This is a genomic window from Facklamia miroungae (assembly GCF_012396555.1).
In the GTDB taxonomy this organism is placed as follows: domain Bacteria; phylum Bacillota; class Bacilli; order Lactobacillales; family Aerococcaceae; genus Facklamia; species Facklamia miroungae.
Genome location: NZ_JAAXPS010000001.1, coordinates 160,650 through 184,886, shown reverse-complemented (window position 1 = coordinate 184,886; position 24,237 = coordinate 160,650). Strand labels below are relative to the sequence as shown.

Below are 24,237 nucleotides of genomic sequence, written 5' to 3'. Positions count from 1 at the left end.
AAAAATGGACGTGTTTTAATTTTTAGCTATCCAATGTTTTTTTGTAGAAAGAAATAAAGCGCTAGGACTAACTGTATTCAATAAAACAAGGAAATAGCTTATTCTTTTTGATAACCACAAAAGCTTATTCACAGGTGATACTATATTCGAATGAAGTTAAATAGATTTTAATGGATGAAAAAATCTATTTCGAAATTAAAAAGCCGAACGTTTGGAGAGTTTTCCTTTAAAAAATCGTCCTTGCCATTTTACTTTAAAAGACGCTATGTTAAAATACATAAGTAAATGGGTGATGGCGGTCTTCCGTCGTTTTTTTCATTTACGGAATATTGGTCGTTAATTAAACTCAATGATTGAAAGGAATCTGATTATGAAAAGAACAGTTGGAACAGTCGTAAGAGGTTTAAGAGCTCCAGTTATTCACGAAGGTGATGACTTAGTCAAGATCGTTGTTGATACGCTTTTAGAGTCTAGTAAAGAAGAAAATTATGCGATTGAAAATCGTGATGTTTTAGCAATTACTGAATCAATTTTGGCTCGAGCTCAAGGAAATTATGTCACCCTTGATAATATAGCTAAAGATATTCAGGATAAACTATCTTCTACTAAAATTGGGGTTGTTTTCCCTATTACAAGTCGCAATCGATTCCAATCTACTTTAAAAGCTATTGCGCGTGCTGCTGATGAAGTGATCATTCAATTAAGTTATCCCTCAGATGAGGTGGGTAATCCTTTAATGTTGATCGAAGATTTAGATGATGCAGGTATTGATCCTTGGACAGATGTCTTCACTGAAGAAGAGATCAAAAGAGTTTTTTCGGATTTAAAACATCCTTTTACAGGTGTGGATTATTTAAATCTTTATCGTCAAACCGTTGAAGCGGAAGGGGCTGATTGTACTATTATCCTCGCTAATCAACCGAAGGCGATCTTAGAATATACCGATCATGTGATTGCAGCCGATTTACATACGCGTAAAAGAACACAAAAACGTCTTTTACAAGCTGGTGCCAGTAAAGTAATTCGACTTGATGAAATTATGAATGCCCCGATTGATGGCAGTGGGTCTAATCCAGAATTTGGACTATTAGGAGCCAACCTATCCTCAGATGAAGTGGTTAAACTCTTCCCTATTAATGGCGAAGTTTTTGTTTCTGAAGTCCAAAACCAAATCAAAGCAATGACTGGTAAAACGATTGAGGTAATGATTTATGGTGACGGTGCATTTAAGGATCCGCAAAGTCAAATTTGGGAATTGGCTGATCCAATTGTCTCTCCTGCTTATACCAATGGTTTAGAAGGAACACCTGATGAAGTAAAATTGAAATATTTGGCTGATGGAAAGTTCAAAGATTTAAACGGTCAAGATCTTCAGAATGCTATTTCAGACTATATAGCAGGCCATGCGTCTGCCAGTCAAGATCAAACGGAAAGAATTGGAACTACTCCTCGTCAACTCACTGACCTACTTGGATCCTTATCGGATCTAACTTCAGGTTCAGGAGACAAAGGAACACCGTTCATCTATATTAAAGGCTATTTCGATAAGTATTCGGATCAATAGATTTAATAAATTGTCTTTCATATAATTATAAAAAGTCTGCTAATCATGTTTTAATGATTAACAGACTTTTTATTTATCCAATTAATTGACCCGATACTGAGTGGTTCCTGTTTCTAAGACTTCTAACGTGGCATTTAGTCCCCGTTCAACCAAATTTTTAACAGCCTGATCAGTATAGAAAGCAATATGGGGAGAGTAGATAATCTTTGGATGATTTAAGATTTGTTGAAAAACTTCATCTTCAATTGTTGCATCTTTATAATTTTTACCGACATAAGCCATTTCATTCTCATAGGTATCTAAAGCAGCCCCTGCTAGTAGATCATTATCTAAGGCCTTGATTAAATCTGATGTATTAATAATAGCTCCACGTGCCATATTTAATAAGTAAGCGCCCTTTTTGATCTTTTTAAAACGATCATAGTCAAACAAATGATGGGTTTCTTTTGTTACTGGCATATGCAGAGAAATAATGTCTGCTTTTTCAATTGCTTGGTCAATTGTTTCTGCGTAAGTTAATAGATCCTCAAGCCCCTCTTTAGGATAAAGATCATACCCTACTACTTGGCAACCATAACCTCTGAATATTTTAGCAGTTGCAATTCCAATATTACCCGTCCCAATAATAGCTACATTTAAATCACCGATCACACGTCCGCGGATTTGAGGATCCCATGCAAAATTTTTATTTTTTACATTCTCTTGTATCGAGTCATACTTGCGAATCAAATTTCCAGCCATCAAAACGGTCCATTCTGCAATTGATTCTGGCGAATAAATTGGTACATTACTGATTATTATTCCTTCTTTTGTCGCTTTATCCAAATCATACATATCAAAACCAGCACTTCTTTGAGCAATTTGCTTATAGCCCATCGCGGCTAATTCATGATAGAATTCTGGTTGAACTTTAGCCACTTGTGAGAGGGATATTCCGTCATATTCTTTTAAAGTATCTAAATCCTCTTTTTCAAGCGAACGATGATAAATTGTAAGGTCAATTTGATGTGCAATGGCCCATTCTTTTGCTATTTTTTCTTCTTCATCTCTCACATTAAACATAATAATTTTGTACATAGTCTCTCTCCTTCTCCTTTCAGTATAAGATCATATTATTTAGAGCACAGATTTGATCTCCCTTTTTTCTCAGATTCAATCTTAAAAGGAGTCAAAAAAAGCCTTGACGACATTCGGTTCTTCTTCCTTCCACTCAAAAAGTCTATTCTCAATTTTTTTGATCAATTTTTCTTTTTCGTTTGGGAGTTTTGCACCTACCTCTATGATATCGGAGGTAGCACTACTATTAATAATCGTCTCAATTTGCAAATGATTGAGTAACATTAATTCTTCTTCAAGGATTTGGCGATCAGACAACATTTCAAATAGCTCTTGTTGATCCTCAGTAAGCCTAGAAAGACTTTCATGGTTGAAGGCCAATAAAATTATTTCCCTAACCTTTAATTGGTTGATAAATTTGGCGGTTTCGATGGCATTATTTTCAGATAAAGCGACTCCACCATAGCCGATGATCACACCTAAAGAAAAATTAATCCCTACTTTTTCTAACTTTTTAAGTGCGATTTTTTGTTGGTTAAGTGAAAGGGGTTTCTTATGAAATTTCAAGAGCGTGTCTGAACCTGTTTCAATCAGTAGGGTGAAATGGTCTAAACCGGCCTTTCTTAATTCGACTAAATCTTCTTCTGAAGTATTTAATAGATCCGAACCTGTGATTATCGCAGTCAGGTGTTCAAGCTCTTTAAAAGACAGCTTTATTTTTTTTATGATTTGCGCAAGATTTTCAGTATCGACTTTTAGTAGCTGTTTCGATTCTAAAAGTATTTTTTTCGTTTTTGAGTCCACCTGGTTCTCTTGAAAATTATGAGGAAGCATATTTTCAGTTTCGATACTCGTCTGTATATTATTTAATAATGGTATAGAAAAATAATCACATTGAGTGATTAGTAAATCGTAAAATTTATTATATGTATCTATCATTCTGACCATCCTTATTCTAGCCTTTTCTATAGTTTACCATATTCCATAACGGTAAAATATTTCTTTATTTAAAATATGGAGGATCTCTTCAAGAAAAATACGAGGTTTTAAATCAATTAATTCTCACCAAATTCTTACCGCATTTTTTAAATTATTAGGTATAATAGAATGACAGTTAAAAGTGAGGTGTCCTATGAATAATACAAATGATTTTTATCGTAAGATGTTAGCGATCGCCATTCCGATCTCCTTACAAAGCTTAATCGTGTCCTTTTTAAATACTCTAGACACAATGATGATCTCGTCTTTGGGGCCCGAAGCCATTGCAGGAGTTGGTTTGGCGAATCAGGTCTTCTTTTTTTTCACAATGATTTGTTTTGGTACAGCCACCGGTGCTTCCGTCATGATTGCACAATATCACGGACGTGGAGATTTAGCTAAATTACAAAAAGTAAATGCTTTTTCGTGTCTTATTACTTTCAGTGTCGCAATTATTTTCACTTTACTGGCATTTATAATGCCTGAGAAATTATTAGGTTTAATGATTGATGATCCAGCCGTAATTGCCGAAGGATCAAAGTATTTAAGTGTTGTTGCTTGGTCCTACGCTTTAACGGGAATTAGTTTCGTCAATAGTGTAGCGCTACGTTCTACCGGTAATCCACGCTCTCCTCTTGCTGCAGCAATTATTGGCTTTATTTTCAATGCGTTCTTTAATTATGCCTTTATTTTTGGAAAGTTTGGTTTCCCAGAATTAGGTGTAGTGGGAGCAGCAGTTGGTACCATCATTGCCCGCTCAATGGAGTTGATTGTTATCTTTTATACAATCAGTCGCTATGATTCACCGCTTAATGGACCGATCAGAGAGATGTTTAATTTTAGAGGCGATTTTATTCAGCGTTTTATGCGGATTACATTTCCTGTAATTATTAATGAAACCTTTTGGGGCTTAGGTCAAGTCTTATATAGTGTGGCATACGCTATGGTTGGAACAAAAGAAACAGCAGCCGTACAGGTAGTTTTTGCGATTCAAAACTTGGCCTTTGTATTAATTCGAGGCTTATCCAATGCTTGTACGATTATGTTAGGAAATACGATCGGACGAGGAGTGATGGACATTGTCTACCCTCATGCCATTCGTTTCTTAAAAATGGGCGGTTTGATTGCTATTTTTGTTGGTCTTTTCCTATCATTGACTCCTTCATTAAGTCTGCAACTCTTTCCGAGTCTGACACCGGAAGTTTATCAACTATGTAAAACACTCTTAAATTACATGGGCTTCATTTTTATTCTTAAGGCCGTTAATTCTATTTTAATTGTCGGTGTCCTGCGTGGGGGCGGTGACACACGTTATTCACTCTTTCTTGAAATGGGATCTGTTTGGTTAGTGGGTGTACCTCTTGCTTTTCTAGGGGCAGCCGTTTTAAATTTTCCAATTGAAGGGGTTGTCATGTTAGCGGCTACTGAGGAAGTCACCAAATTAGTGATCGGCCTCTTTAGAGTAAAATCTAAAAAATGGATTCATGAAATTTCTTAATTTTAAAACACTGCCTTCTTTCGTTGGCAGTGTTTTTCTTATTAGCTCTTATATTACTTACCAATTATCATTTCTTCTAGACCTGGAATAGGTGGTAGGGTGGAGCCCTTAGCCGCAAAAGCTTTGAATAAATAGTCGGGCCAAGCTAAATCGTTAAAATTTTCCTGGCTAATGCGAGAATGTATAGTCTCAGGACGACCTTGACAAATCTTTAAGGCAAAGTCTGGTTCGATTAAAATGCCGCGCCCCACTGCAACTAAATCAGTGTAATCGAGAGCTTTTTGAGCCGATTCAGCATCGAAGATACCACCAACCAGAATCAGTTTTGTTTGGTCATCTAAAACAGATCGGAAAATTGCAGAAAAAGTTTGATCGCTATTTTCAGGTCCATTATCAAAAGAACCAAAGATGGATAGATGCAGATAATCCAGTTCAAAATCCATTAATGAAGCGACTAATTCCTTTGCCTCTAGTGCGGTATAGCCCACTGCTTGACCATGAATTTCATCCGGTGAAATCCGGTACCCTACAATAAATTCTTCTGGCCCATATTGCTTGGCTATTTTACAAACTTCTGCTGTTACTTCTAGGGCAAAGCGCATCCGATTTTTAAGTGATCCACCATATTTATCGGTTCGATGGTTAGAGTTCTTTGAGAAAAATTGTTGAAGAAGGTAGTGGTTAGCCCCATGAATTTCTACCCCGTCGAAGCCAGCTTCTATCGCTCGTTTAGTCGCTCGTCCAAAGTCTCTTATAATATTTGCAATTTGTTGCTGAGTCAATTCCACAATGGAATGGTCCAAGAAAGGCAGATCAATAGCAGATGGCCCGAATACTGGCAAACCTTCGCTGGCTCTTTGATGGGCTTGATAACCTGAATGATGAATTTGGAGAATTGCCTTATTTCCTTTTGACTGAATCACTGAGGCTAATTTTTTTAATCCAGGTAAATAATCATCGGAGAAGGCCGCTAATTGTTCAGGTACCCCTATGCGATTAGCGGGTCCACCTGCTGGTGAGACATAATGGTATTCGGCTATTATCATGGCAGCAGACTGAGCTCTTCTTTGATAGTACTTGATAGTTTCTTTGCTGTTGAAACCCTTCTTCATTCCTGAAAAAGTTTTCATTGGCGGTTGGACGATACGGTTGGCTAATACAGCGCCGTGTCTTAGTTTAATAGTGTCAGTTAATTTTTTCATAAGCATCCCTCCCGGTAGATTTTATCATGCTTCTTTTAAGCTTAAAAATAATTTGTTTGCAAAGATTTAAAAAATCCCCTATCTACCGAATAAAGCAGTAAATAGAAGATTTTAAAGCGAGAAATTTATTAATTTCCCTTCAATGAACGAGAAACAAAAACAGCATCACAGGTTATATCAATGCCTAATTGTTGCAGTTGATTTTTAGTATCTTGCGAAAGCATAACGCTAGAATGAGCTTGTGCTCCACTTAATTTTGATAGTGCCTGATAGGCTACTTGAGCGGTTGGATTGGTCACCGCAGAAATTGCTAAGGCAATGAGTAGTTCGTTTAGCGTTAAAATGGGATGTTTGCTTTGTAATTTATTCGCTTTCAGATTTTGAATCGTTTGTAAAACCATTGGTGCCAATAAATCGATTTGATCGGAGATACCAGCTAAAGTTTTTAATGCATTCATAATGGCTGCTCCGGGTGCATCCATTAAATCAGTCCGTCTACCTGTGATCATTTGACCATCACTTAATTGAATAGCAATCACAGCTGGCTCTGTTTCTTGTGTAAATCGCTCTTTAACCGATTCAGCATATTCATGAGCAGCGACAACTGATAATCGATCATCAGCAGTGAGATTACTTTCTTCCATTAATAAGTGCATTTTAGACCGAACTTCCTCATCCACAATACCTACTTTGTAGTCTTGTTCCACTTGGAAATAGCGGCGAATAATTTCTTGTTGAGCGGCTTCTTTAACGAATTCATCATCCACAATACCGGATTTAATTCGATTCACTCCCATATCGGTGGGCGATTGATAAATTAAATCGGGTGAACTCGTATTGGCTAAAATTCTACGAATGACTGGAAACATTTGCATATCGCGATTGTAATTGACAGCCATTTCATTATAAGCATCTAAATGATAAGAGTCGAGTACATTAATATCATTCAAATCAACGGTTGCTGCCTCGTAGGCTACATTAATCGGGTGCTTAAGCGGCAAGTTCCAAACAGGAAAGGTTTCAAACTTGGCATAAGAAGCTTTGATACCCTTTTGATGTTCATGATAAAGTTGATTTAAACAAGTCGCTAACTTACCAGAACCGGCTCCAGGTCCTGTTACGATAATTAAAGGCTGGCTCGTTTCGATATAAGGATTTTTAGCGAAGCCATTTTCTGAAAAGAGTACTTCCAAATCCGTCGGATAGCCATTGATTGCTTCATGAAGATAAACTTTTATGCCTCTATTTTCAATGTTTTTCTTAAAAACAGTCGCATTTTTTTGACCCTTATAACGTGTTAATAATACACTATTAACTTTTATATTTAAGGCATGGTATTCATCAATTAAGCGAATAACTTCTTGATCATAAGTAATGCCATAATCGCCACGCATTTTGTGGTGTTCAATATCTTCGGCATAAATACAGATAATAATTTCTGCTCGATCTTTAAGCTTGGTTAAAAGTGTTAATTTGACATCTTCATCATAGCCAGGCAAAACCCGCTTGGCGTGCATATCTCCAATTAGTTTGCCTCCAAACTCTAGATAGAGCTTATCGATATTTTCCAGTCGTTCAAAAATATATTTTGATTGTTCCTTAAGATACTTGTCGTTATCAAAACCTAATTTTTGCAAAATCCCAACCCCTTTCATCACATACAGAGTATTCTAACAAATCTTTTCTTTGGACTAAAGACTTTCCTAGTTATTTTAACGAAAATTTTCCTGCTTTTGTTTTAACGTTCAGTTTTTGAATAGCCTCCACGATTAAAGCTTTTGTATCCGTCTTCGCTTTGATAAAACTACTGTAATTGAAACTGATTGAAATCTTCCAATCCTAAACTTTTGATAAATGCGAGACTTATTTTTACAGTATCTTCAAAATCTTTATAGGAACAGAAACAATAATTGGTATGCGCATATCGAGTAGGCGTTCCAAGAGTAGCAACCGGTAGACCCAAATTCGAAAGGTGAATAGCTCCTGCATTGGTTGAGCCTCCCTCTCTTACAGCATGTTGCAGTGGAAGCTTATTTTCTTTGGCAATTTTATTAAACCGACTCAACATCCATTCGTTGGCGATATAGGAGTTGTCACGGTAACGCAACTGAGGTCCTTGCCCTAATCGAGCCTGTTCGGTATATTCATCAGCGGTAAAATCATCTGAAGGTGTACCTTCAAAAACTAATGCCATTTGCGGGTTAACACGTTTACTGGTAATAACAGCGCCACGCATCCCCACCTCTTCTTGTGAAGCAAAAGCTGCCACAAGATTATAAGGTAAATCATGGATATAATCTTTCATTTCATGCATGATTGCGACTGACACTGCTACACCAATTCGATTATCAAATCCTTTACCGAACATCACCTGGTTGCGTTCATTGATATGGAATTCAGTGGCTGGGACAATAGGTTGACCTACAGCTATTTTAAAGTCTTCAATGACTTCTTTTCGACTACTGGCACCTAAATCAATTTTTAAATCAGCGAGTGTGACTTTCTTCGCTCTTTCCTCTGGTGACATAAAATGAATCGGTTTGGAGGTCGATATGCCAGGATAATAGATACCTTCCGTATTTCTAACGAGATAATGTTGAGCAGAAACATGTTCAGGTAGCCAGCCTCCCAAAGCTTGTAAATGAATTAAACCTCTCTCATCAATCGCTTTCACCATAAAGGCAACTTCATCCGTATGTGAATCGAGCATTAAGGTAGGCTTACTCGGATCAATTTGATCCAGATTATAATAGGCATTTTTAAGATTATCGCTTTGCATGGTATAGGAATTTTTATAGGCCTCTAACACCTCAAGAACTTCATCTTCAAACCCTGGGGCACCTTTAGCGTTGATCAAGTCGCGAATTAAATTACGATAGTTCATTGTTTTTCTCCTATTCTAGTATTTTTAGTACTTCTTCAATCACTCCATCGCCACCGCTTTTCTTAGCAGTGATCATCGAAACACGTTTTACTTCATCTAAGGCATTGTACGCTGCGATACTACGCCCTGCTTGCTTCAAGAGATCGATGTCATTATGATTATCACCAGCTGCAATGACCTCTTCAGGTTTTACACCTAAATAATCAGCAATCCAGTGTAAGGCTTTTCCCTTATTTAAATCTGCTGCGACGATATCCATGGCCCAATCCGAATAGGTTAGATAATGGTATTCTGGTTTTAAACCGTTTACCAAGGCATGTAGACGTGTTAAGCCGGTATCCGGATGATCATCCACAATCAAAAATTTATCAACTTTCAGATTGGCCCAATCTTCTGATCGAATCGGACGAATAATTTGATCGGTAAAGTTTTGTTTCATTTCATGTCTGATAAATTCAGTTTTGCTGAAAGCATATTCTACCCCATCAATAACATAGATAACCGTCAATCCCATACTTAAAGCAACCTCAATCAGTGGTCTTAAAGGCCCTACTGGAAAACTAAAGGATTGAATAACCTTACCTTGAAGCATAATATTTGCTCCATTTGAAGTCGCATAGGGTATTTTTAAATCTAATTCATCGACAATGGACTGAACAGCTTGAGCAGAGCGACCAGTCGCTAAAGTAAAGGCCACTTTTTTCTCATCTAAAATCTTCCTGAACTGCTTAAAATCAGGACTCCATTTTTTATCTTTATCCAATAAAGTATCATCTAAGTCAGAGATAAATAGTTTAAACATGACTTCACCTAGCCTTCACTTTTATTATGTAACCGCAATTTTAAGTATACCCTAAAAGAGGTACAAAATAAATTCCCAATAAAAAAGCCCATTTCACTGTTCGTTTTCAGTGAAATGGACCCTCTTATAATTTTACTTAAGTGTTTTTAATTGTTTGGAACCATTTGACCCGGTAATAGTTTAATCACACTATTGACCATTAAGGGTATTAATAAAGCGTCATCAACAAAACCTAATGGGCCTAAAAAGTCAGGCAGCATGTCTGTTGGTAATAAAACATAAGCAAAGGTAAATAAAATCATCAACCTTGCTAACATAGGTGTATCTTTTTTAAAAAAAGACTTTAAAAATAGAGGAAATTTTTCTAAAAAGCTTAATTTAGCTTGTTTCTTTTTCATTCAACCACTTCTTTCTTCTAAAAAAGGCGATAGGATTACAACTATCTATAGTTTACAAGAAAGTGAAAATCATACCCTCCAACTAGAGACTGATTTATTGAAAAATTTGGGTCAGTAGTTTATAAGAATGTAATCGAGATTGTTGATCCGGAATCGGCATATAAGCCATTAACTCATCGATGCCCAAGCGTTCGATTTCTTCCTGCAAAATAGGAGCAATATTTTCTGGCGTTCCTTTTAACATGAAGCGTCTTTGATAATTCTCTTCAAGTATGGATTGTTCTTCTAGCGATAGATCGATCTCTTGGGCACGGTCAAAGCTCATTAAAGGGGCCCCGTTTTTACGAACATGGGAAATTTCAGAAGGTCGAGCCCAATAATCTGCTTCTTCTTGTGAATCTGCTAGGATAATTTTATAAGAGACCATGACCTTTGGTTCATGATAAAATTCACTGGCTTGAAAATGATCGCGGTAGGCTTTAAAAACCGATGGATCTGTTTCCACTCCAAAAAATTTAGCGAAAGAATAACCCAAGCCCATTTGGCCGGCTTTAACAGCGGATTGCCCCGAAGAACCGAGCATCCAAGGTTGAGCGATCGTCCGTGTCTTAACAGGAATAGCTTGAGTTAAGCTGTAAAAGCCTTTGGGGGTCGTATCGGTCAAATAATCTAAAATAATTTGTGCTTTGTCATAAAGATGATCAAAATCGATCGGATTTCCTTGAGAGAGAGCCATCATACCGTTATGGTCTGTACCAGGAGCTCGTCCAATGCCGAAGTCAATCCGATCGGGTGCTAATAATGTGAGGGTTTTAAATATTTCCGCGATTTTTAAGGGGGAATAATTAACGATCATTGTACCGCCGGTTCCCAAGCGAATCTTGTTTGTGACTGCAGCTAAATAAGCCAATAATAATTCTGGTGTAGAGCTCGCTAAACTCGCCATGCCATGATGTTCTGATGCCCAATAACGCGAATAACCCATCGCTTCTAGCGCTTGTACCATTTGAATCGTCTTTGCGAATCTTTCTTGCGTTGTTTCTCCCTGGTTAAGTGGGAGTAAATCGTGAATACCTAATTTCATAAATTGCTCCTTTTTAACTATGATTATTTCCGCCTTTTATCTGCCGGACCAGGTAGAACATAATTAACTGCTAAAGCTACTAAAACCCCCATAACGGTTGATAAGAGACGAATAAACGCATAGATCAATTGATTGTGTACTGGAATATTAAAGAAAATAATCAACATGGTCGCGCAACCTGTAATAATTCCTTTTTCCAAGTGAATACGACTGGCTAAGCTGATATATACACTTACAGCCAAAGGGACTAAGAAGATTAAGATTTCATCACTACTTGATTGGATGGGGAATAAATAAATAAATAAGAGAGCTACACCACCTGATAAAAGAACGCCCAAAATCCTGGCTTTTCCAAAGGTGTAGCTACTTTCTAAGTCTTGCCTTAAAGAAAAAATAGCAGCGACACAAGAAAGCATGGGGCTAATTTTTAGCAGATAAAATGACAATAGAATACAAATAAATACGGCGATTGCTGTCTTGAAGGTACGCATTCCAATCGGCCATTTTGAATAATCCACGTGACCACCCTCTTAAAATAGATAGAAATATTATAGCACTCCAGCTTTAACAATTCATCTGAATCGGTTACTATCTTGAGAAGGTACTTTAAAAGTTATTTTTTAAAAGAAATTTAAATAAGGAGCCCGCTAAATCTGCGCGAACTCCTTTCATACTAAAGTTTATTTGAATAAATCTAAGATCCCGCCGAGAATATTATCTTTCATATTCGGTTGCTCTTCGGGTTGATTTTTACCGTCTTCCGCAGCTTGGTCACCCAAAATCATATCTATCAAATTACCCCCACTAGTTGGTGCTACCCCACGTTCTCTTAGTGAAGAGTTCACTTTTTCAACTGTTTGACTGGTTTCTCTTTGAAGACCTTCTTTATCTAACTGGTTCGCTTTCTTACGATCAGCCATATATTTTAAAATAAGAGGCGCAACAACGATTAAAGCACGCTTAACTGCATCCTCTGACATCCCTAACGTGCTAGCAATTCGGCCAATTATTGTTTGTTTATCTTCAAATACATGCCCTAGAATTTTTTCTCCGTCTTCAGGATCCAGATTTTCAGTTAATTGATCGACAGAATTATAATCTTTCACATCTTCATGCTTAGCCAATGCATTATCAAAGGAATCTAATCCTTCGGGAGTTTGTGTATTCTTATTGATTGCTGACAAGATAATTGGTAACCCGATCGTTGCGATCTTACCAAAATCACCCATGTCTAATCCTGCTTTATTCGCTAAATTCTTATTACTTTGTGACTGAGAACCTTGTAGTAAAATGTCTAATGGATTAAACGAATCGAATAAGCCCATTAATATCAACTCCTTTTATTGTGTTGACTCTAGCATAACTAAAAATAAGAAAGACTACTAGTAAAACGCATTATTCAAATCCAATTTTAAGTATCTATTGTTCTTTTAAGGATTGCAAACGATACATGTCATAGTAAGTACCTTGGTGATCGATTAATTCTTGATGACGTCCTGATTCAATGATTTCACCTTTATGAAGGACATAGATTTGGTCAGCTTTTTTAATCGTTGATAATCGATGGGCAATGACAATTAAAGTGGCCTGCTGACGAATTTTATCCAGACTAGCTTGGATATACTGTTCACTTTCAGTATCCATCGACGCTGTTGCTTCATCTAAAATCAAAATTTTTGGCTGACGGATGACGGATCGTGATATGTTAATTAATTGTTTTTGACCCGCCGATAAAGAAGCTCCACCTTCAGTGACTAAATGATCATAGCCGTCTGGGAAAGCCTCAATAAAGTGGTCAGCACCAGTAAATTTAGCGGCGGCAATGACTTCTTCGTCTGTATAATTTCCATGAAGACGGATATTATCTTTAATACTTCCATAAAACATAAAGGCATCCTGTTGAACGAGCGAAACTTGCTCTTTTAAAGTGGCTAAATCGTAATCTTTAATCGAAGTATCATCATAATTGATCTGCCCTTGGGTAAAGTTATAAAAGCGCATCAAAAGATTAATGATAGTGGATTTGCCTGATCCCGTATGACCGACTAAGGCAATCATTTGTCCTTGTTTAGCCTTAATATTGATATCCTTTAAAACCTTTTGCTCTTGATCATAAGAAAAACTAAGCTCTTTAATTTCGACGCTACCTTCTAATTGTTCTTTGACCTTCTTACCGGTTTGGCTTGGATTTAAATCAGAATTGGCTAATAATTTTCGACCCCTAGACGCAGAGACTAAACCATCTTGATAAACTGACAGACTATCCAGCATATTACCAATCGGATTAAAGAAGGATTTTGAGTAGGAAGTAAAGGCATAGATTATACCAATATCTAAAGCATATCCTTTTAGTAAGTTATTACCGAAAATCCAAATCACTAAGACTAATACAATTTGTTCAATGAGATTAACGGCTGGCATTAAGAAAATTGCATTCATTTTGAACATGTCTGTACGCGCTTTGACATACTCTTGATTGACTTGATCAAATTCATCTTTCATTCGTTCGGTTTGATTGAATTGTTGAATTAGCCACATGCCCATGGTGGATTCAGCTAATTTAGCGTTGACGCGTGCTAAAGCAGAACGCATCTTACGATAGACAACAGTTGAAATCTTTTGATAAATATAAATTAAAACAAAAACTAATGGTAGGAAAGCTATAAACATCCATGAAATCCCTGCGTGTAAGCTGAACATAGCCGTTCCTACTGTAACAGCATTAATAAAACCATCAAAAAAGGTTAAGAAAACATTCCAAAATTCCTTAATTGTTTCGGTATCATTGGTAATTCGTGATACCACTTCTCCATTCGGGGTTTGATTAAAGTAATTCATACTTAACCGCCCTAGCTTGGAATAAAGTCGATTACGCATGGCTGCAACTGTGTATTCACTGGCCATAAAGAAATAAAAATCTTTTGCATACAGTAAGATCATCCGAATGAATAAAAGACCTAAATAAGTAAGCGCTACTTGCATTGTCATACTAAAATCAGTGACCTGTCCGGCTGAAATGCGATCTAAATATCTTTTAATAATAATTGGTAAATAAGCCGCTATCGCAGAAGAAGACACCATGGCAATCACTGAAATAAGGAATCGCCACCATTGATGGGAGGCAAATGAAAAAAGATAACGTAAGATATCAGCTTGTTCTTTTAAAGTAAACTTAGTTTGCCTGGTCGTTTTATTTTTCTTCACTCTCGCCACCTCCTAATTTCTCCTCAAGTTGTTGCTGAGTAAACATATTCGCATACCATCCATTCAAAGCTAACAGTTCTTGGTGATTACCTCTTTCGGTAATTTCACCCTCCTCCAGTACGATAATCTCATCGGCATGCATGACAGAAGACAAACGGTGGGTAGCAATGATTGATATCCCTGATTCTCTTTCTGCTTTCAGTTTGCTTAAAATGGCTTGTTCCGTACGTGCATCAACTGCCGAGAGTGCATCATCCATTAGTAATATTTGAGGTTGCATTGCTAAGGTTCTAGCAATCGATATTCTTTGTTTTTGACCGCCAGAAAGTGAGACGCCTCTTTCACCGACCTCCGTGTCATACCCTTCAGTAAAACCAAGAATATCTTGATGAATATCAGCAATTTGCGTAAAGTGTTCAATTTGATTTTGTGACATCAAAGGTTTACCGAAACGCACATTTTCTCTAATGGAAGTCGAGAAAAGGAGGTTTGTTTGCGGAATATAGCCGACATGTTCTCTTAAATAAGTTAAATCAATCTTCGTTAAGTCGTGCTGATCAAAAAGAATATTGCCTTGATCAATATCATATAAACGCACTAAACAATTTAAGAGCGTCGTCTTGCCTGAACCTGTCTTTCCTACAATTCCAAGCGTTTGTCCTTGGCTTAATTCAAAGTGAATGTCCTTCAAACTTGGCTCTTTGGTGTTTGGATAAGTGAACTGATCGATATGAACAGATAAGTTTTGGAAAACTAAGTTATTTATTCCATCAACTGGATTATTAACACTTGCTTCTTGGGCTAAAAGTTCAGTCACTCGGTCATAAGATGCGTTCCCTCTTTCCATGGTGTTGACTAAACGCCCAACCGCTAGCAGTGGCCAAGTCATATTCCCAAGATAAGAGAAATAGGCAATTAATTGACCAATTGAAATTCTACCCTTACTCACAAAATAAGAACCAAAAATAATGGTTAAAACATAAGTCAAACCCGTAATTAAATTGATAATGGGAGAATAGGCAGAGTTTACTAAATGCACTTTACGGTTCTTAGCAACCACATTATCCGTTGCTTTGATAAAGTCTTGATGGTCTTCTTTTTCTTCACCAAAGGCCTTAATGACAGTCATCCCTGCAACACTTTCTTGTACATGATCATTCATTTTCGAAAAGGCTCTAAGTGATTCTGTAAAATATTTATTTATCCACTGACCTAAATAGCGCGAAACAAAAATAAGTAAAGGAAAAGGGATGATCGTATAGAGTGTCAGTTTCCAATCAATTAAAATAACCATGGAAAATAGGGTTACAATTGTAATAGATAAAGCATCAGTTAGAGTTAGAATGCCTCCTCCAGCCACAAAACGTAAGGCCGCTAAATCATTCGTAGCATGAGCCATTAAGTCTCCGGTACGGTATTTCCCATAAAAGGTTTGATCCATTTTTGTGAAATGATCATATAGCTTATTTCGAAGAATAGATTCTAAAATAGTGGAATTAGTAAAGAGATTCGTTCGCCACATATAACGTAACCCATACATTAAGAGACCAATTAATAAAAGTAATGTAATATATTTTAAAAGAGAGGATGAAGTCAAGCTACCTTTTGCCATTTGGTCCACTGTTTGACCAATTAATAAGGGAATAATTGCTGATAAAATAGCACATGAAATCAGACCTCCTATTGCTAATGTATAGGTCTTCCATCTCAATTTAAAAAACCAAGCCAATTTGCGAAAAATTGCAAACATTATTTACCTTCCTCTCTAAATTTTTCAGTTAAATCCTATTGTAATACTTTTTAATCTCTATTTCATATTAAATGCATAAAACTCTCCCGTACATTTCTAAGAAGGGAGAGAAATCAAAATAAAATATTAAATTAGGATTGTTTTTAAGAATTAGCTTGTTTCAATAAACGGAGTCCATTTAAAATAACTAAAATAGTCGAACCTTCATGGAAGACGACACCTAAAGGTAAATCTAAAATACCTAACAGATTGAGAACAATTAAGATAAGGATGACACTGATGGCAAAAATAATATTTTGCTTAATGATGCGGTTTAATTTGTGACTTAATTGGTAAGAATAGAACAACTTCAACAAATTATTTTTTACGACAATAATTTCTGAAGATTCCATCGCAATAGAAGAGCCAGAACCCATTGCAATTCCAATATTAGCATTGGCTAATGCAGGTGCATCATTAATCCCATCGCCAATCATACCAACTACTTTGTCTTGCTGCTGTCTTTCTTTAACATAGTTAATTTTATCCTCAGGAAGACATTCAGCGACAACATTTGAAATTCCCACTTCACGAGCCACCTTTTCTGCCACTTGTTGGTTATCTCCAGTCACTAAGACCACTTCGACCCCAGCCTCTTGGAAATTTTTTACTGCCTCAATTGATTCTTCGCGAATTTGATCAGCCAAAGAAATATAGCCCAAAACTTGATCCTTATTAGCAATAAATATTGTTGTATTGCCTTCTTTCGTTTGTTCTCTATACTGTCTATAATTATTTAGTTTCTCAAAAGTCGAAGGTTTACCGACTTGAATATCCCCTTTTTTCATTCCCTGACCAGGAAGTTCTTCAACTTTTTCATCATGATTTACTCGAGACAAATCTAATTCAGCAAAATGTTTGACGATGGCTAAAGCAATAGGGTGGTTCGATCCTTGTTCCATGTAGACCACTTCTTTTAAATACTCTTCATCTAACTGGTAGTCCACTACATCAAATATACCCTGCGTTAAAGTACCGGTTTTGTCTGAAAAGAGCACTTCCATGGTATTTAAAGATTCCATTGCTGCCCCGCCTTTTACCAGAATTCCATTCTTGGCACCATTGGAAATAGCCGAAAGAGTTGCTGGGGTTGCTGAGGCAACTAAGGCACACGGGCTGGCAACAGTCAGTAAGACCATTCCTCGATAGAAGGCTTCTTGAAAATTGTAATCTGCTAGGTAATATAAACCTATAATAAATAAAGGTACAGCGAGTAAGACACCCATAGCATATCGGGACTCAAAGCGATCAATAAAGCTAGCCACCTTAGAAGGATTCGATTGAGCCTCCTCAACCATACGGATAATACTTGAAAAAACAGTATCTTTACTTAACTTGCTAACTTCTAATTTAAATGAATCACCTTCATTGATCGTACCCGCAAAGACCTCTTCGCCAACTTTCTTCTCTACCGGTAATGATTCTCCTGTAAGAGCCGCTTCATTAATGATTACCTCACGATCACTGAAGCCATCAATTGGTAAGGCATCGCCTTTAGCAACTAAAACTTGATCTCCAACCACTAAACTGTCGGTCGAAACTTCTTTCGTTTCGCCATTTGGCATCACTTTTAAGGCAACATTGGGAACATGCCCCATTAATTCTTCAATCGCTTTGGTCGATTTACTCGTAGCGTATTCTTCTAAAACTTCAGCTCCGGCAAAAATAAAAAGTAGCATGGCCCCTTCAGATTCATAATTAATGATTACCGCCCCTAATGCAGCTAAGACCATTAAGAGATCGACATTCAATTTCTTATTCATAAATGTTTCACTAATCGCTTCTTTTGTAGCATAAAAAGCTAAAAAGAAAATGGAAAAATAGAAAGTGATGCGACTTAAAAACGGATTAAAAGATAATAAAAAACCAAGAATCATTAGAACCGAACCTATCGCAAAAAATTGCCCTTTTCGACGCTTAAAAATTTCACCCAACATAAAATCTCCTTCTTTCTTTAAAAATTCTCTAACAAAAAAAGCGCACCAAAGACAGCTATAAAAACTGTCTCACAGGTACGCTAAGGTATCTCTGCTGTCCTCGCAATGAGGACCCGGCCGCATGATTAAAATCACCGCTTGTTCAGAAATATTTAATTGTTAAAGTCTATACATATATATTATCAATTATAGAAAAATTGTCAAGTCTGACTTAAATTTTCTCAACACGATCCACTAACATAGCCGGAACGGATTGCTGATTGGAAACTTTCAAGCCTTGCATTTTACCATAAACCTTCACTCTGTCTTCGACCTTAAGAAGGTGATCAGACTCGTTAACAAATTTTAAAGCAACTAATTTACTAGGATCCTCTGGGTCAATAGATAAAGAGCCTAAAGCTAAAGCACCTTCAACTCCCAAGTTTTCTGTAAAATAAGAAGCCATTTTACCCTCGAGTTGAACGGATTGATCCTTAAGACCATTATTATCCATCAATTCTTGATAATCAACTAATCGATAATCCGAATCCTCTCTTAAACTGGATGTTGAAGATTCAAATTCTGAATTATTCAGTGGGGGTTTTTTTACTTCTTCCGCTTCATTTGCCTCATCATGGATAACGCCTGTTTCATCGTTAATATGTTGAACCTTTTGGGCTACTTGACCTTCACGAAGTGGGACAGAATCTTTGAATTGATCTTCACCTAGAGCATTAGTTGAAGAATCTGTATCCGAATTTATGTGAACGGGTCCTAAGGGGTCATTCATCGATTTATCTGTCACTTGCGGTTTATGGTTTGATTCCTTACTTTTGCGTGACATAAAATAAATGGCTCCCAAAATGATAACCAAACCTAATATTAATAATAATGTATTTGTATCTAACATAAACATTCTCCTCTGTCATTTGATACGTGTATTATACCCCATTTTCGGCTCGTTTGAAAACGTTTTGCTTATCAAAATGAAAGTCTTTATAATAGAGATAAACGCACGGTCGCTATGTTTAAATAAAACACATTATTTATTCGTTAACATATGAAAGGTCTCTCATGCAAGCTCTACTCAATTATTTAATGTTTATCCTCGGTATTTGGAATGCCATTGTTTTTTTAATATACGCTTTTGATAAGTACAAAGCTAAACATCAGCTTTGGCGCATTTCTGAAAAGACCTTATTAATAGTTACTTTTTGTTTTGGAGGAATAGGCGGTTTGCTAGCTATTTATATATTCCATCACAAAATCCGCAAAGGGATTTTTATTGCCACTGCTATCTTATCTTGTTTAATGATAACTATTTTGATTGGTTATATAACTGCAAATTTAACTTATATTCCATAATTCCAAGAAAACATAGTTAAAGACACCAAACAGTAATTAGTGTTTGGTGTCTTTATTATTGTGTCTTAAATTATTGACTATTTATTTTGCTTATTTTGAAAAGCTTCCCAGTCTTTTAAGAAACCGTCGATTCCCTTATCTGTTAAAGGATGTGACCAAAGTTTAGGGAATAAACTTCCTGGGACTGTTGCAATATCCGCGCCAGCTAATGCAGTGGCTTCGAAATGACCAATATGTCGAATCGATGCAGCAATAATTTCTGCATCAAGTGCATAATTATCTAACACCATCCGTAAATCCGCAATTAACTCCATACCATCTTCACCCATATCATCAATTCGACCAATAAAAGGTGAAATATAGGTGGCTCCAGCTTTAGCTGCCAAGAGTCCTTGAGCTACTGAGAAGATTAATGTTACATTCGTTTTAATACCTTCTTGAGAAAGTGTATTAACAGCTTTTAAGCCTGCTTCTGTCATAGGTATTTTAACTACAATATTATCTGCCCATTTTGCGACTTGACGAGCTTCTTCAACCATTCCTTCGTAGTCTAAAGCAATTACCTCAGCTGAAACCGGACCATCAACGATGGAACAAATTTCTTTAATAACTGTTTCAAAATCCTTGCCTTCTTTTGAAATCAAGGTAGGGTTTGTGGTAATCCCATCGACTAAACCAAGATCGTTGATGCGCTTAATTTCTTCAACATTTGCAGTGTCTAAAAAGAATTTCATAAAGGGCCTCCTAATAGTTTTCATTTTCTTGTTTGAGTATAGCAAGCTTAAAGGCTTATTTCAATGGAGACTTCAATGATCTCTTTTTTTCACTTTGTCAAGTACTTAAAAATTTTAAACACTTTTGATATTAATCAACTATTTGTGTTTCCTGGTCGAAGGCTTTTAGGAATGTTAACATCAGTTGATGACGTTCCTCAGCTAAACTTCTACCAGCTTGAGTATTCATTAAATCTTTTAGTAACAACAGTTTATCATCAAAATGTTGTCTTACATCAGTTGTTTGACGATAAATTTCCTTAGTGGAAGAGTTATGTATGTTTCTATCTTCTTGGTTAAAAGTGTAAAGGCTATGACCATGACTACCACCATAATAAAAAGTTCGTGCAATGCCGATCGCTCCTATTGCATCTAAACGGTCAGCATCTTGGACGATCTGACCTTCAAGACTGAGCGCTTGTCGACTGGATAAATTGGATGCAAAAGAGAGCTTGCTAATTATTTGAAGAACTTCCTCAATTTCATTGGGGGTCATTTCAGCATTCAGTAAATGTCCTCTTAATTCTTTTATAGAAAGACGGTGCTCAACTTGTAATTTATCATCGATTAAATCATGAACATAAGCGGCTGCCAAAACAATCTGATGGTTAATCGGTTCGCTGACTTCTTGCATGATTTTTTGGCAATTCGAAACCACACGTTGAATATGCAACCAATCGTGGCCACTCTTTTCATTGCTCAAGTATCGTTTACTTAAGTATTTAATCTTTTGTATATCCATCAAAAGGAACTCCTAACTCAGAAAGTTTTTCTTCAACCATCTGAATTACTTTTTCAGCATCATCAGTTTTATTTAAGATGTCAAAATCATCAATGCTGATTTTTAGAACCTGAGAGGCATGATAGTGGTTGTCTACCCAATCATCATACCCTTGCCATAAGCGATGGTAGTATTCAATTAATTCAGGATCTTGTTCGAACTCTCTCCCTCTTTGGTTGATTCGATCGAGAATACATTCAAATGAGCCATGGAGGTAAACCATTAGATCTGGCGCTTTTTTGGGTAAATCTTCTAACTCTTCCATCATATTGGCCAATAATTTCTCGTATATTATAAATTCTTCATCAGAAATTTTTCCGGCTTGATGGTTGATTTTTGCAAAATACCAATCTTCATAGATTGATCGATCGATAATGTTATGCGGATGATAAAATGCTCTTTTGATATCACGATAACGACTCGATAAAAAATCCAGTTGAAGTAAAAAAGGGTATCTTTTTCTCTCTTGTTCTTCTTCGCTTGCGGTGTAATAGAGAGGTAAGATGTGATTATCATCTACATTTTCATAATACACTTGACTATTTAATGCTTTGCCTAATAAAGTAGCTAAACTGGTCTTACCAGCCCCTATCATTCCACCTATAACTATCATGGCCATGATTTCCTCCTAAAATTAAAATAACACAAGATGTAGTGCCGGTTTTTAATACTAACACAAAATCTTGTGGATGACTATTTATTTTATTGTTGTTCGATTTGAGAAAGATATAAAAATTGCTTATGATAAGCTCAAGAGTATCCAATACTTTTTATTGAAAGGATGTTTTGATGTTAAATAAAAAATGTGCGAAAAAAGTATTAGAAGAAATGATCGCTTTATTCCCTAATGCCGAGCCAGAATTAAATTTTAAGAATCGTTATCAATTACTGGTTGCTGTACTTCTCAGCGCTCAAACCACTGATATAGCAGTGAATAAGGTCACTCCTGCCCTGTTTGAAGCCTATCCAAATCCAGCAAGTTTGGCAAAAGCCAGTCCTGAAGAGCTGATGCCCTATCTTCAAACAATCGGTCTCTATCGCAATAAAGCGAAATATCTTCATCTATGTGCTAATCAGTTAATGGAACGCCATCAAGGTGAAATTCCTAGTAATCGTAAAGATCTTGAAGCCCTGGCCGGGGTTGGACGTAAAACAACAAATGTGGTCTTGAGTGTCGGCTTTGGAATTCCTGCCTTTGCAGTTGATACGCATATCCATCGTATCTGTCTCCATCATAAGATCGTTGATCCTGGTGCGAGTGTTCGTCAAGTTGAAAATCGTGTAATGGAGGTCGTGGATAAAGACCAATGGATTCAAGCCCATCAATCTTTAATTCTATTCGGTAGGAGAATTTGTCATCCTCGTAATCCAGAGTGCCATAACTATCCTCAACTCTTTACTTGTCAAGAGGAGGAGTAGATCTTAGATTTGCAATACTTAGGGCTCTAAGTTGTGGTGTCTTTTTGTGTAGGTGACCTTGCATTCTTCTAAAGATATGATCAAGCATTTTAACAGCTTCAACTGCATAATCGCCTTTATTTATCATGACACAATCTGAGCGAGCTCCCTCAGCGGCATCTGTCACTTCAGCCCGACTCGGCACACCGGTTTTAATTAATTTATCGAAGACTTCTGTGCCCCAAACGACGGGGACATCAGCTGCTTCAGCAATCCACATAATTTGTTGTTGTATTTCAGCCAGACGAATATAACCTGTTTCAACAGCTAAATCACCACGCGCGATCATTAAAGCGAAAGGCTGGTAGCTCGCAGCTGTAAAGATAATTTCAGCTAGGTTAGTAATGGCTTGGACAGTTTCTATTTTAGCCATAATTGGCATATAAGTCGCATCCTCACCTAATTCAATTTGAAGTTGTTTTTGAATTTCTTTAATATCCTGAGCAGTTCTAATGAATGAGCAACCAATTACATCGGCATATTGACAAGCAAAAGCAATATCCTTTTTATCTTTTTCACTCATGATTTCAATAGAGAAGTCTGTTTCGGGAAAATTTAACCCTTTTTCAGCTTTTAGACGTTTTGCATTTCCCTTTACCCGAGTCACTTTTAAAACAGCATACGTTCCCGCTGTTTCAATAACTTCAGTCACTATCGATCCATCATCAATTAGAACAGGATCCCCTATTTTTAAAGCGGAATAAATACTAGGAATTTGACTACCCGCAACTAATTTTCCTTCAAAATGAATCGGAAGATCATCGAAGTTGCTTGTCAGTAGGATTTGATCATCCACCACTAATTTGGGGTTTTTAAGTTTTGTAAAAACCCATTCAGTACGAATTTTAGGTCCCGCAATATCCATCATGATACGAATATCTTTTTCTAAACAGCTCGCTTCTTTTTGAATGTTTCGAATCATTTTAATCCAAATCGACGCATTATCATGAGCACAGTTAATTCGAGCCACATTCATACCAGATTCTATTAAATCTCTTATCAATTTTTTATCTTCGGCAGCTTCACTTGGCATCGTAACCATGATTAAGGTTTTACGTTCTATTTCTTGTTCTCCTAATACGTTGAAAATATTTCGAGCTAATTGCTCATCCCCACGGGTAAAACCATTCATATCCGGTTTAGGAACAGTAGTTTCAACTTGGGCAATGGAAGCTAGTGAATGAATGACAGATTGTAAAGTAACAAGCGTTTTGTTCTCCAATCTGCCTAGGGAAGAAATGCCTAAGGGAACAAGCTCGGCTTGCAATTCTCTTAAATCATGATTGCGAATCGCTAAATAATAGGCAAGGTTTTCAGCACTAGAAATAAAAGAGCGGCGTTTGATTTGCTTGGCGAAGATTTCAAGATATCGATCCCCTTTTTCTTTTACTTCCTCATATAGATGAGTAATTTCAACAAGTAGACGCTTAGCTAACTTACGACGATTCGCTTCAATCATAGCAAACTTCCTTTCATAAATAATAA

General features: G+C 36.7%; 22 protein-coding genes and 1 riboswitch. Of the genes, 4 read left to right on the top strand and 18 right to left on the bottom strand.

Going from position 1 to position 24,237, the window contains the following annotated elements; all coding sequences use genetic code 11:
• Positions 1-370 precede the first annotated feature (370 nt).
• On the top strand, positions 371-1,564 hold the full coding sequence (locus tag HF969_RS00980) for a coenzyme F420-0:L-glutamate ligase (RefSeq protein ID WP_090288902.1): 1,194 nt from the start codon (positions 371-373) through the stop codon (positions 1,562-1,564).
• Positions 1,565-1,645: 81 nt separating this feature from the next.
• Here HF969_RS00980 and HF969_RS00975 read toward each other — a convergent pair whose 3' ends face one another.
• Together HF969_RS00975 and HF969_RS00970 are read right to left on the bottom strand one after the other, a co-directional pair.
• Positions 1,646-2,641 (bottom strand): D-2-hydroxyacid dehydrogenase, encoded by a 996-nt coding sequence (locus HF969_RS00975; RefSeq protein WP_090288901.1) that lies wholly within the window; start codon positions 2,639-2,641, stop codon positions 1,646-1,648.
• Positions 2,642-2,722: 81 nt separating this feature from the next.
• Positions 2,723-3,559 carry a radical SAM protein gene (locus HF969_RS00970; RefSeq protein WP_090288900.1) on the bottom strand — a complete coding sequence of 279 codons (837 nt, stop codon included), beginning with the start codon at positions 3,557-3,559 and terminating at the stop codon, positions 2,723-2,725.
• A 193-nt stretch (positions 3,560-3,752) separates the two neighbouring features.
• Between HF969_RS00970 and HF969_RS00965 the strand changes: the two genes are divergently transcribed.
• Positions 3,753-5,096 carry an MATE family efflux transporter gene (locus tag HF969_RS00965; protein ID WP_090288899.1) on the top strand — a complete coding sequence of 448 codons (1,344 nt, stop codon included), beginning with the start codon at positions 3,753-3,755 and terminating at the stop codon, positions 5,094-5,096.
• Between the two features lie 53 nt (positions 5,097-5,149).
• Here the strand turns inward: HF969_RS00965 and HF969_RS00960 are convergent, their stop codons facing one another.
• The 12 genes from HF969_RS00960 to HF969_RS00905 form a co-directional block, all read right to left on the bottom strand.
• Positions 5,150-6,304 carry an oxidoreductase gene (locus HF969_RS00960; protein ID WP_090288898.1) on the bottom strand — a complete coding sequence of 385 codons (1,155 nt, stop codon included), beginning with the start codon at positions 6,302-6,304 and terminating at the stop codon, positions 5,150-5,152.
• 122 nt (positions 6,305-6,426) lie between these two features.
• Positions 6,427-7,935, bottom strand: a complete 1,509-nt coding sequence (locus tag HF969_RS00955; protein ID WP_090288897.1) for a DUF1846 domain-containing protein — start codon at positions 7,933-7,935, stop codon at positions 6,427-6,429.
• Between the two features lie 167 nt (positions 7,936-8,102).
• On the bottom strand, positions 8,103-9,182 hold the full coding sequence (locus HF969_RS00950; protein ID WP_090288896.1) for a M42 family metallopeptidase: 1,080 nt from the start codon (positions 9,180-9,182) through the stop codon (positions 8,103-8,105).
• A gap of 10 nt (positions 9,183-9,192) precedes the next feature.
• The gene (locus tag HF969_RS00945; protein WP_090288895.1) at positions 9,193-9,984 is read right to left on the bottom strand and encodes a Cof-type HAD-IIB family hydrolase; all 792 of its coding nucleotides are present in this window, start codon (positions 9,982-9,984) and stop codon (positions 9,193-9,195) included.
• Between the two features lie 146 nt (positions 9,985-10,130).
• Positions 10,131-10,382: a YkvA family protein gene (locus tag HF969_RS00940; protein ID WP_090288894.1), complete on the bottom strand. Its 252-nt coding sequence runs from the start codon at positions 10,380-10,382 to the stop codon at positions 10,131-10,133.
• Positions 10,383-10,476: 94 nt separating this feature from the next.
• A complete protein-coding gene (locus tag HF969_RS00935) occupies positions 10,477-11,466 on the bottom strand; it encodes an MsnO8 family LLM class oxidoreductase (protein ID WP_090288893.1) in 990 nt (329 codons plus the stop codon).
• Between the two features lie 23 nt (positions 11,467-11,489).
• Positions 11,490-11,984, bottom strand: coding sequence for an FUSC family protein (locus HF969_RS00930; protein ID WP_090288892.1), 495 nt, complete (start codon positions 11,982-11,984; stop codon positions 11,490-11,492).
• A 162-nt stretch (positions 11,985-12,146) separates the two neighbouring features.
• On the bottom strand, positions 12,147-12,791 hold the full coding sequence (locus tag HF969_RS00925; RefSeq protein WP_090288891.1) for a DUF937 domain-containing protein: 645 nt from the start codon (positions 12,789-12,791) through the stop codon (positions 12,147-12,149).
• Positions 12,792-12,885: 94 nt separating this feature from the next.
• Entirely contained in the window at positions 12,886-14,670 is a 1,785-nt protein-coding gene (locus HF969_RS10095; protein ID WP_090288890.1) for an ABC transporter ATP-binding protein, read from the bottom strand.
• Positions 14,657-16,420 (bottom strand): ABC transporter ATP-binding protein, encoded by a 1,764-nt coding sequence (locus tag HF969_RS00915; RefSeq protein ID WP_090288889.1) that lies wholly within the window; start codon positions 16,418-16,420, stop codon positions 14,657-14,659. The genes HF969_RS10095 and HF969_RS00915 overlap by 14 nt, the downstream gene beginning before the upstream one ends.
• 143 nt (positions 16,421-16,563) lie before the next feature.
• Positions 16,564-18,396: a heavy metal translocating P-type ATPase gene (locus HF969_RS00910; RefSeq protein WP_090288888.1), complete on the bottom strand. Its 1,833-nt coding sequence runs from the start codon at positions 18,394-18,396 to the stop codon at positions 16,564-16,566.
• 62 nt (positions 18,397-18,458) lie between these two features.
• A riboswitch (NiCo riboswitch) is annotated at positions 18,459-18,552 on the bottom strand.
• A 55-nt stretch (positions 18,553-18,607) separates the two neighbouring features.
• On the bottom strand, positions 18,608-19,285 hold the full coding sequence (locus HF969_RS00905; protein WP_090288887.1) for a hypothetical protein: 678 nt from the start codon (positions 19,283-19,285) through the stop codon (positions 18,608-18,610).
• Positions 19,286-19,449: 164 nt separating this feature from the next.
• Here HF969_RS00905 and HF969_RS00900 point away from each other — a divergent pair, with 164 nt between their 5' ends.
• Positions 19,450-19,740 carry a DUF1294 domain-containing protein gene (locus tag HF969_RS00900; RefSeq protein ID WP_245694783.1) on the top strand — a complete coding sequence of 97 codons (291 nt, stop codon included), beginning with the start codon at positions 19,450-19,452 and terminating at the stop codon, positions 19,738-19,740.
• Between the two features lie 77 nt (positions 19,741-19,817).
• Here the strand turns inward: HF969_RS00900 and fsa are convergent, their stop codons facing one another.
• From fsa to HF969_RS00885, 3 genes are all read right to left on the bottom strand, one after another.
• Positions 19,818-20,474 (bottom strand): fructose-6-phosphate aldolase, encoded by a 657-nt coding sequence (gene fsa, locus HF969_RS00895; RefSeq protein WP_090288886.1) that lies wholly within the window; start codon positions 20,472-20,474, stop codon positions 19,818-19,820.
• 130 nt (positions 20,475-20,604) lie between these two features.
• Positions 20,605-21,255: an HD domain-containing protein gene (locus HF969_RS00890; RefSeq protein ID WP_090288885.1), complete on the bottom strand. Its 651-nt coding sequence runs from the start codon at positions 21,253-21,255 to the stop codon at positions 20,605-20,607.
• A complete protein-coding gene (locus tag HF969_RS00885; RefSeq protein ID WP_090288884.1) occupies positions 21,236-21,913 on the bottom strand; it encodes a deoxynucleoside kinase in 678 nt (225 codons plus the stop codon). Before HF969_RS00885 ends, HF969_RS00890 begins: the two co-directional genes overlap by 20 nt.
• 167 nt (positions 21,914-22,080) lie before the next feature.
• On the opposite strand from HF969_RS00885, the gene nth reads away from it, so the two are divergent.
• Positions 22,081-22,713: an endonuclease III gene (nth, locus tag HF969_RS00880; protein WP_168427123.1), complete on the top strand. Its 633-nt coding sequence runs from the start codon at positions 22,081-22,083 to the stop codon at positions 22,711-22,713.
• On the opposite strand, the gene HF969_RS00875 is transcribed toward nth, so the two are convergent.
• The gene (locus HF969_RS00875) at positions 22,691-24,211 is read right to left on the bottom strand and encodes a pyruvate kinase (protein ID WP_090288882.1); all 1,521 of its coding nucleotides are present in this window, start codon (positions 24,209-24,211) and stop codon (positions 22,691-22,693) included. The two genes, nth and HF969_RS00875, sit on opposite strands and share 23 nt — an antisense overlap.
• Positions 24,212-24,237: the final 26 nt, after the last annotated feature.

Bases quoted from the DNA above. Each gene is read 5' to 3' on its own strand.
- HF969_RS00980 (WP_090288902.1), top strand. From the start codon at position 371: ATGAAAAGAACAGTTGGAACAGTCGTAAGAGGTTTAAGAGCTCCAGTT.
- HF969_RS00975 (WP_090288901.1), bottom strand. From the start codon at position 2,641: ATGTACAAAATTATTATGTTTAATGTGAGAGATGAAGAAGAAAAAATA.
- HF969_RS00970 (WP_090288900.1), bottom strand. From the start codon at position 3,559: ATGATAGATACATATAATAAATTTTACGATTTACTAATCACTCAATGT.
- HF969_RS00965 (WP_090288899.1), top strand. From the start codon at position 3,753: ATGAATAATACAAATGATTTTTATCGTAAGATGTTAGCGATCGCCATT.
- HF969_RS00960 (WP_090288898.1), bottom strand. From the start codon at position 6,304: ATGCTTATGAAAAAATTAACTGACACTATTAAACTAAGACACGGCGCT.
- HF969_RS00950 (WP_090288896.1), bottom strand. From the start codon at position 9,182: ATGAACTATCGTAATTTAATTCGCGACTTGATCAACGCTAAAGGTGCC.
- HF969_RS00945 (WP_090288895.1), bottom strand. From the start codon at position 9,984: ATGTTTAAACTATTTATCTCTGACTTAGATGATACTTTATTGGATAAA.
- HF969_RS00940 (WP_090288894.1), bottom strand. From the start codon at position 10,382: ATGAAAAAGAAACAAGCTAAATTAAGCTTTTTAGAAAAATTTCCTCTA.
- HF969_RS00935 (WP_090288893.1), bottom strand. From the start codon at position 11,466: ATGAAATTAGGTATTCACGATTTACTCCCACTTAACCAGGGAGAAACA.
- HF969_RS00925 (WP_090288891.1), bottom strand. From the start codon at position 12,791: ATGGGCTTATTCGATTCGTTTAATCCATTAGACATTTTACTACAAGGT.
- HF969_RS00915 (WP_090288889.1), bottom strand. From the start codon at position 16,420: ATGTTTGCAATTTTTCGCAAATTGGCTTGGTTTTTTAAATTGAGATGG.
- HF969_RS00910 (WP_090288888.1), bottom strand. From the start codon at position 18,396: ATGTTGGGTGAAATTTTTAAGCGTCGAAAAGGGCAATTTTTTGCGATA.
- HF969_RS00905 (WP_090288887.1), bottom strand. From the start codon at position 19,285: ATGTTAGATACAAATACATTATTATTAATATTAGGTTTGGTTATCATT.
- HF969_RS00900 (WP_245694783.1), top strand. From the start codon at position 19,450: ATGCAAGCTCTACTCAATTATTTAATGTTTATCCTCGGTATTTGGAAT.
- fsa (WP_090288886.1), bottom strand. From the start codon at position 20,474: ATGAAATTCTTTTTAGACACTGCAAATGTTGAAGAAATTAAGCGCATC.
- HF969_RS00890 (WP_090288885.1), bottom strand. From the start codon at position 21,255: ATGGATATACAAAAGATTAAATACTTAAGTAAACGATACTTGAGCAAT.
- HF969_RS00885 (WP_090288884.1), bottom strand. From the start codon at position 21,913: ATGGCCATGATAGTTATAGGTGGAATGATAGGGGCTGGTAAGACCAGT.
- HF969_RS00875 (WP_090288882.1), bottom strand. From the start codon at position 24,211: ATGATTGAAGCGAATCGTCGTAAGTTAGCTAAGCGTCTACTTGTTGAA.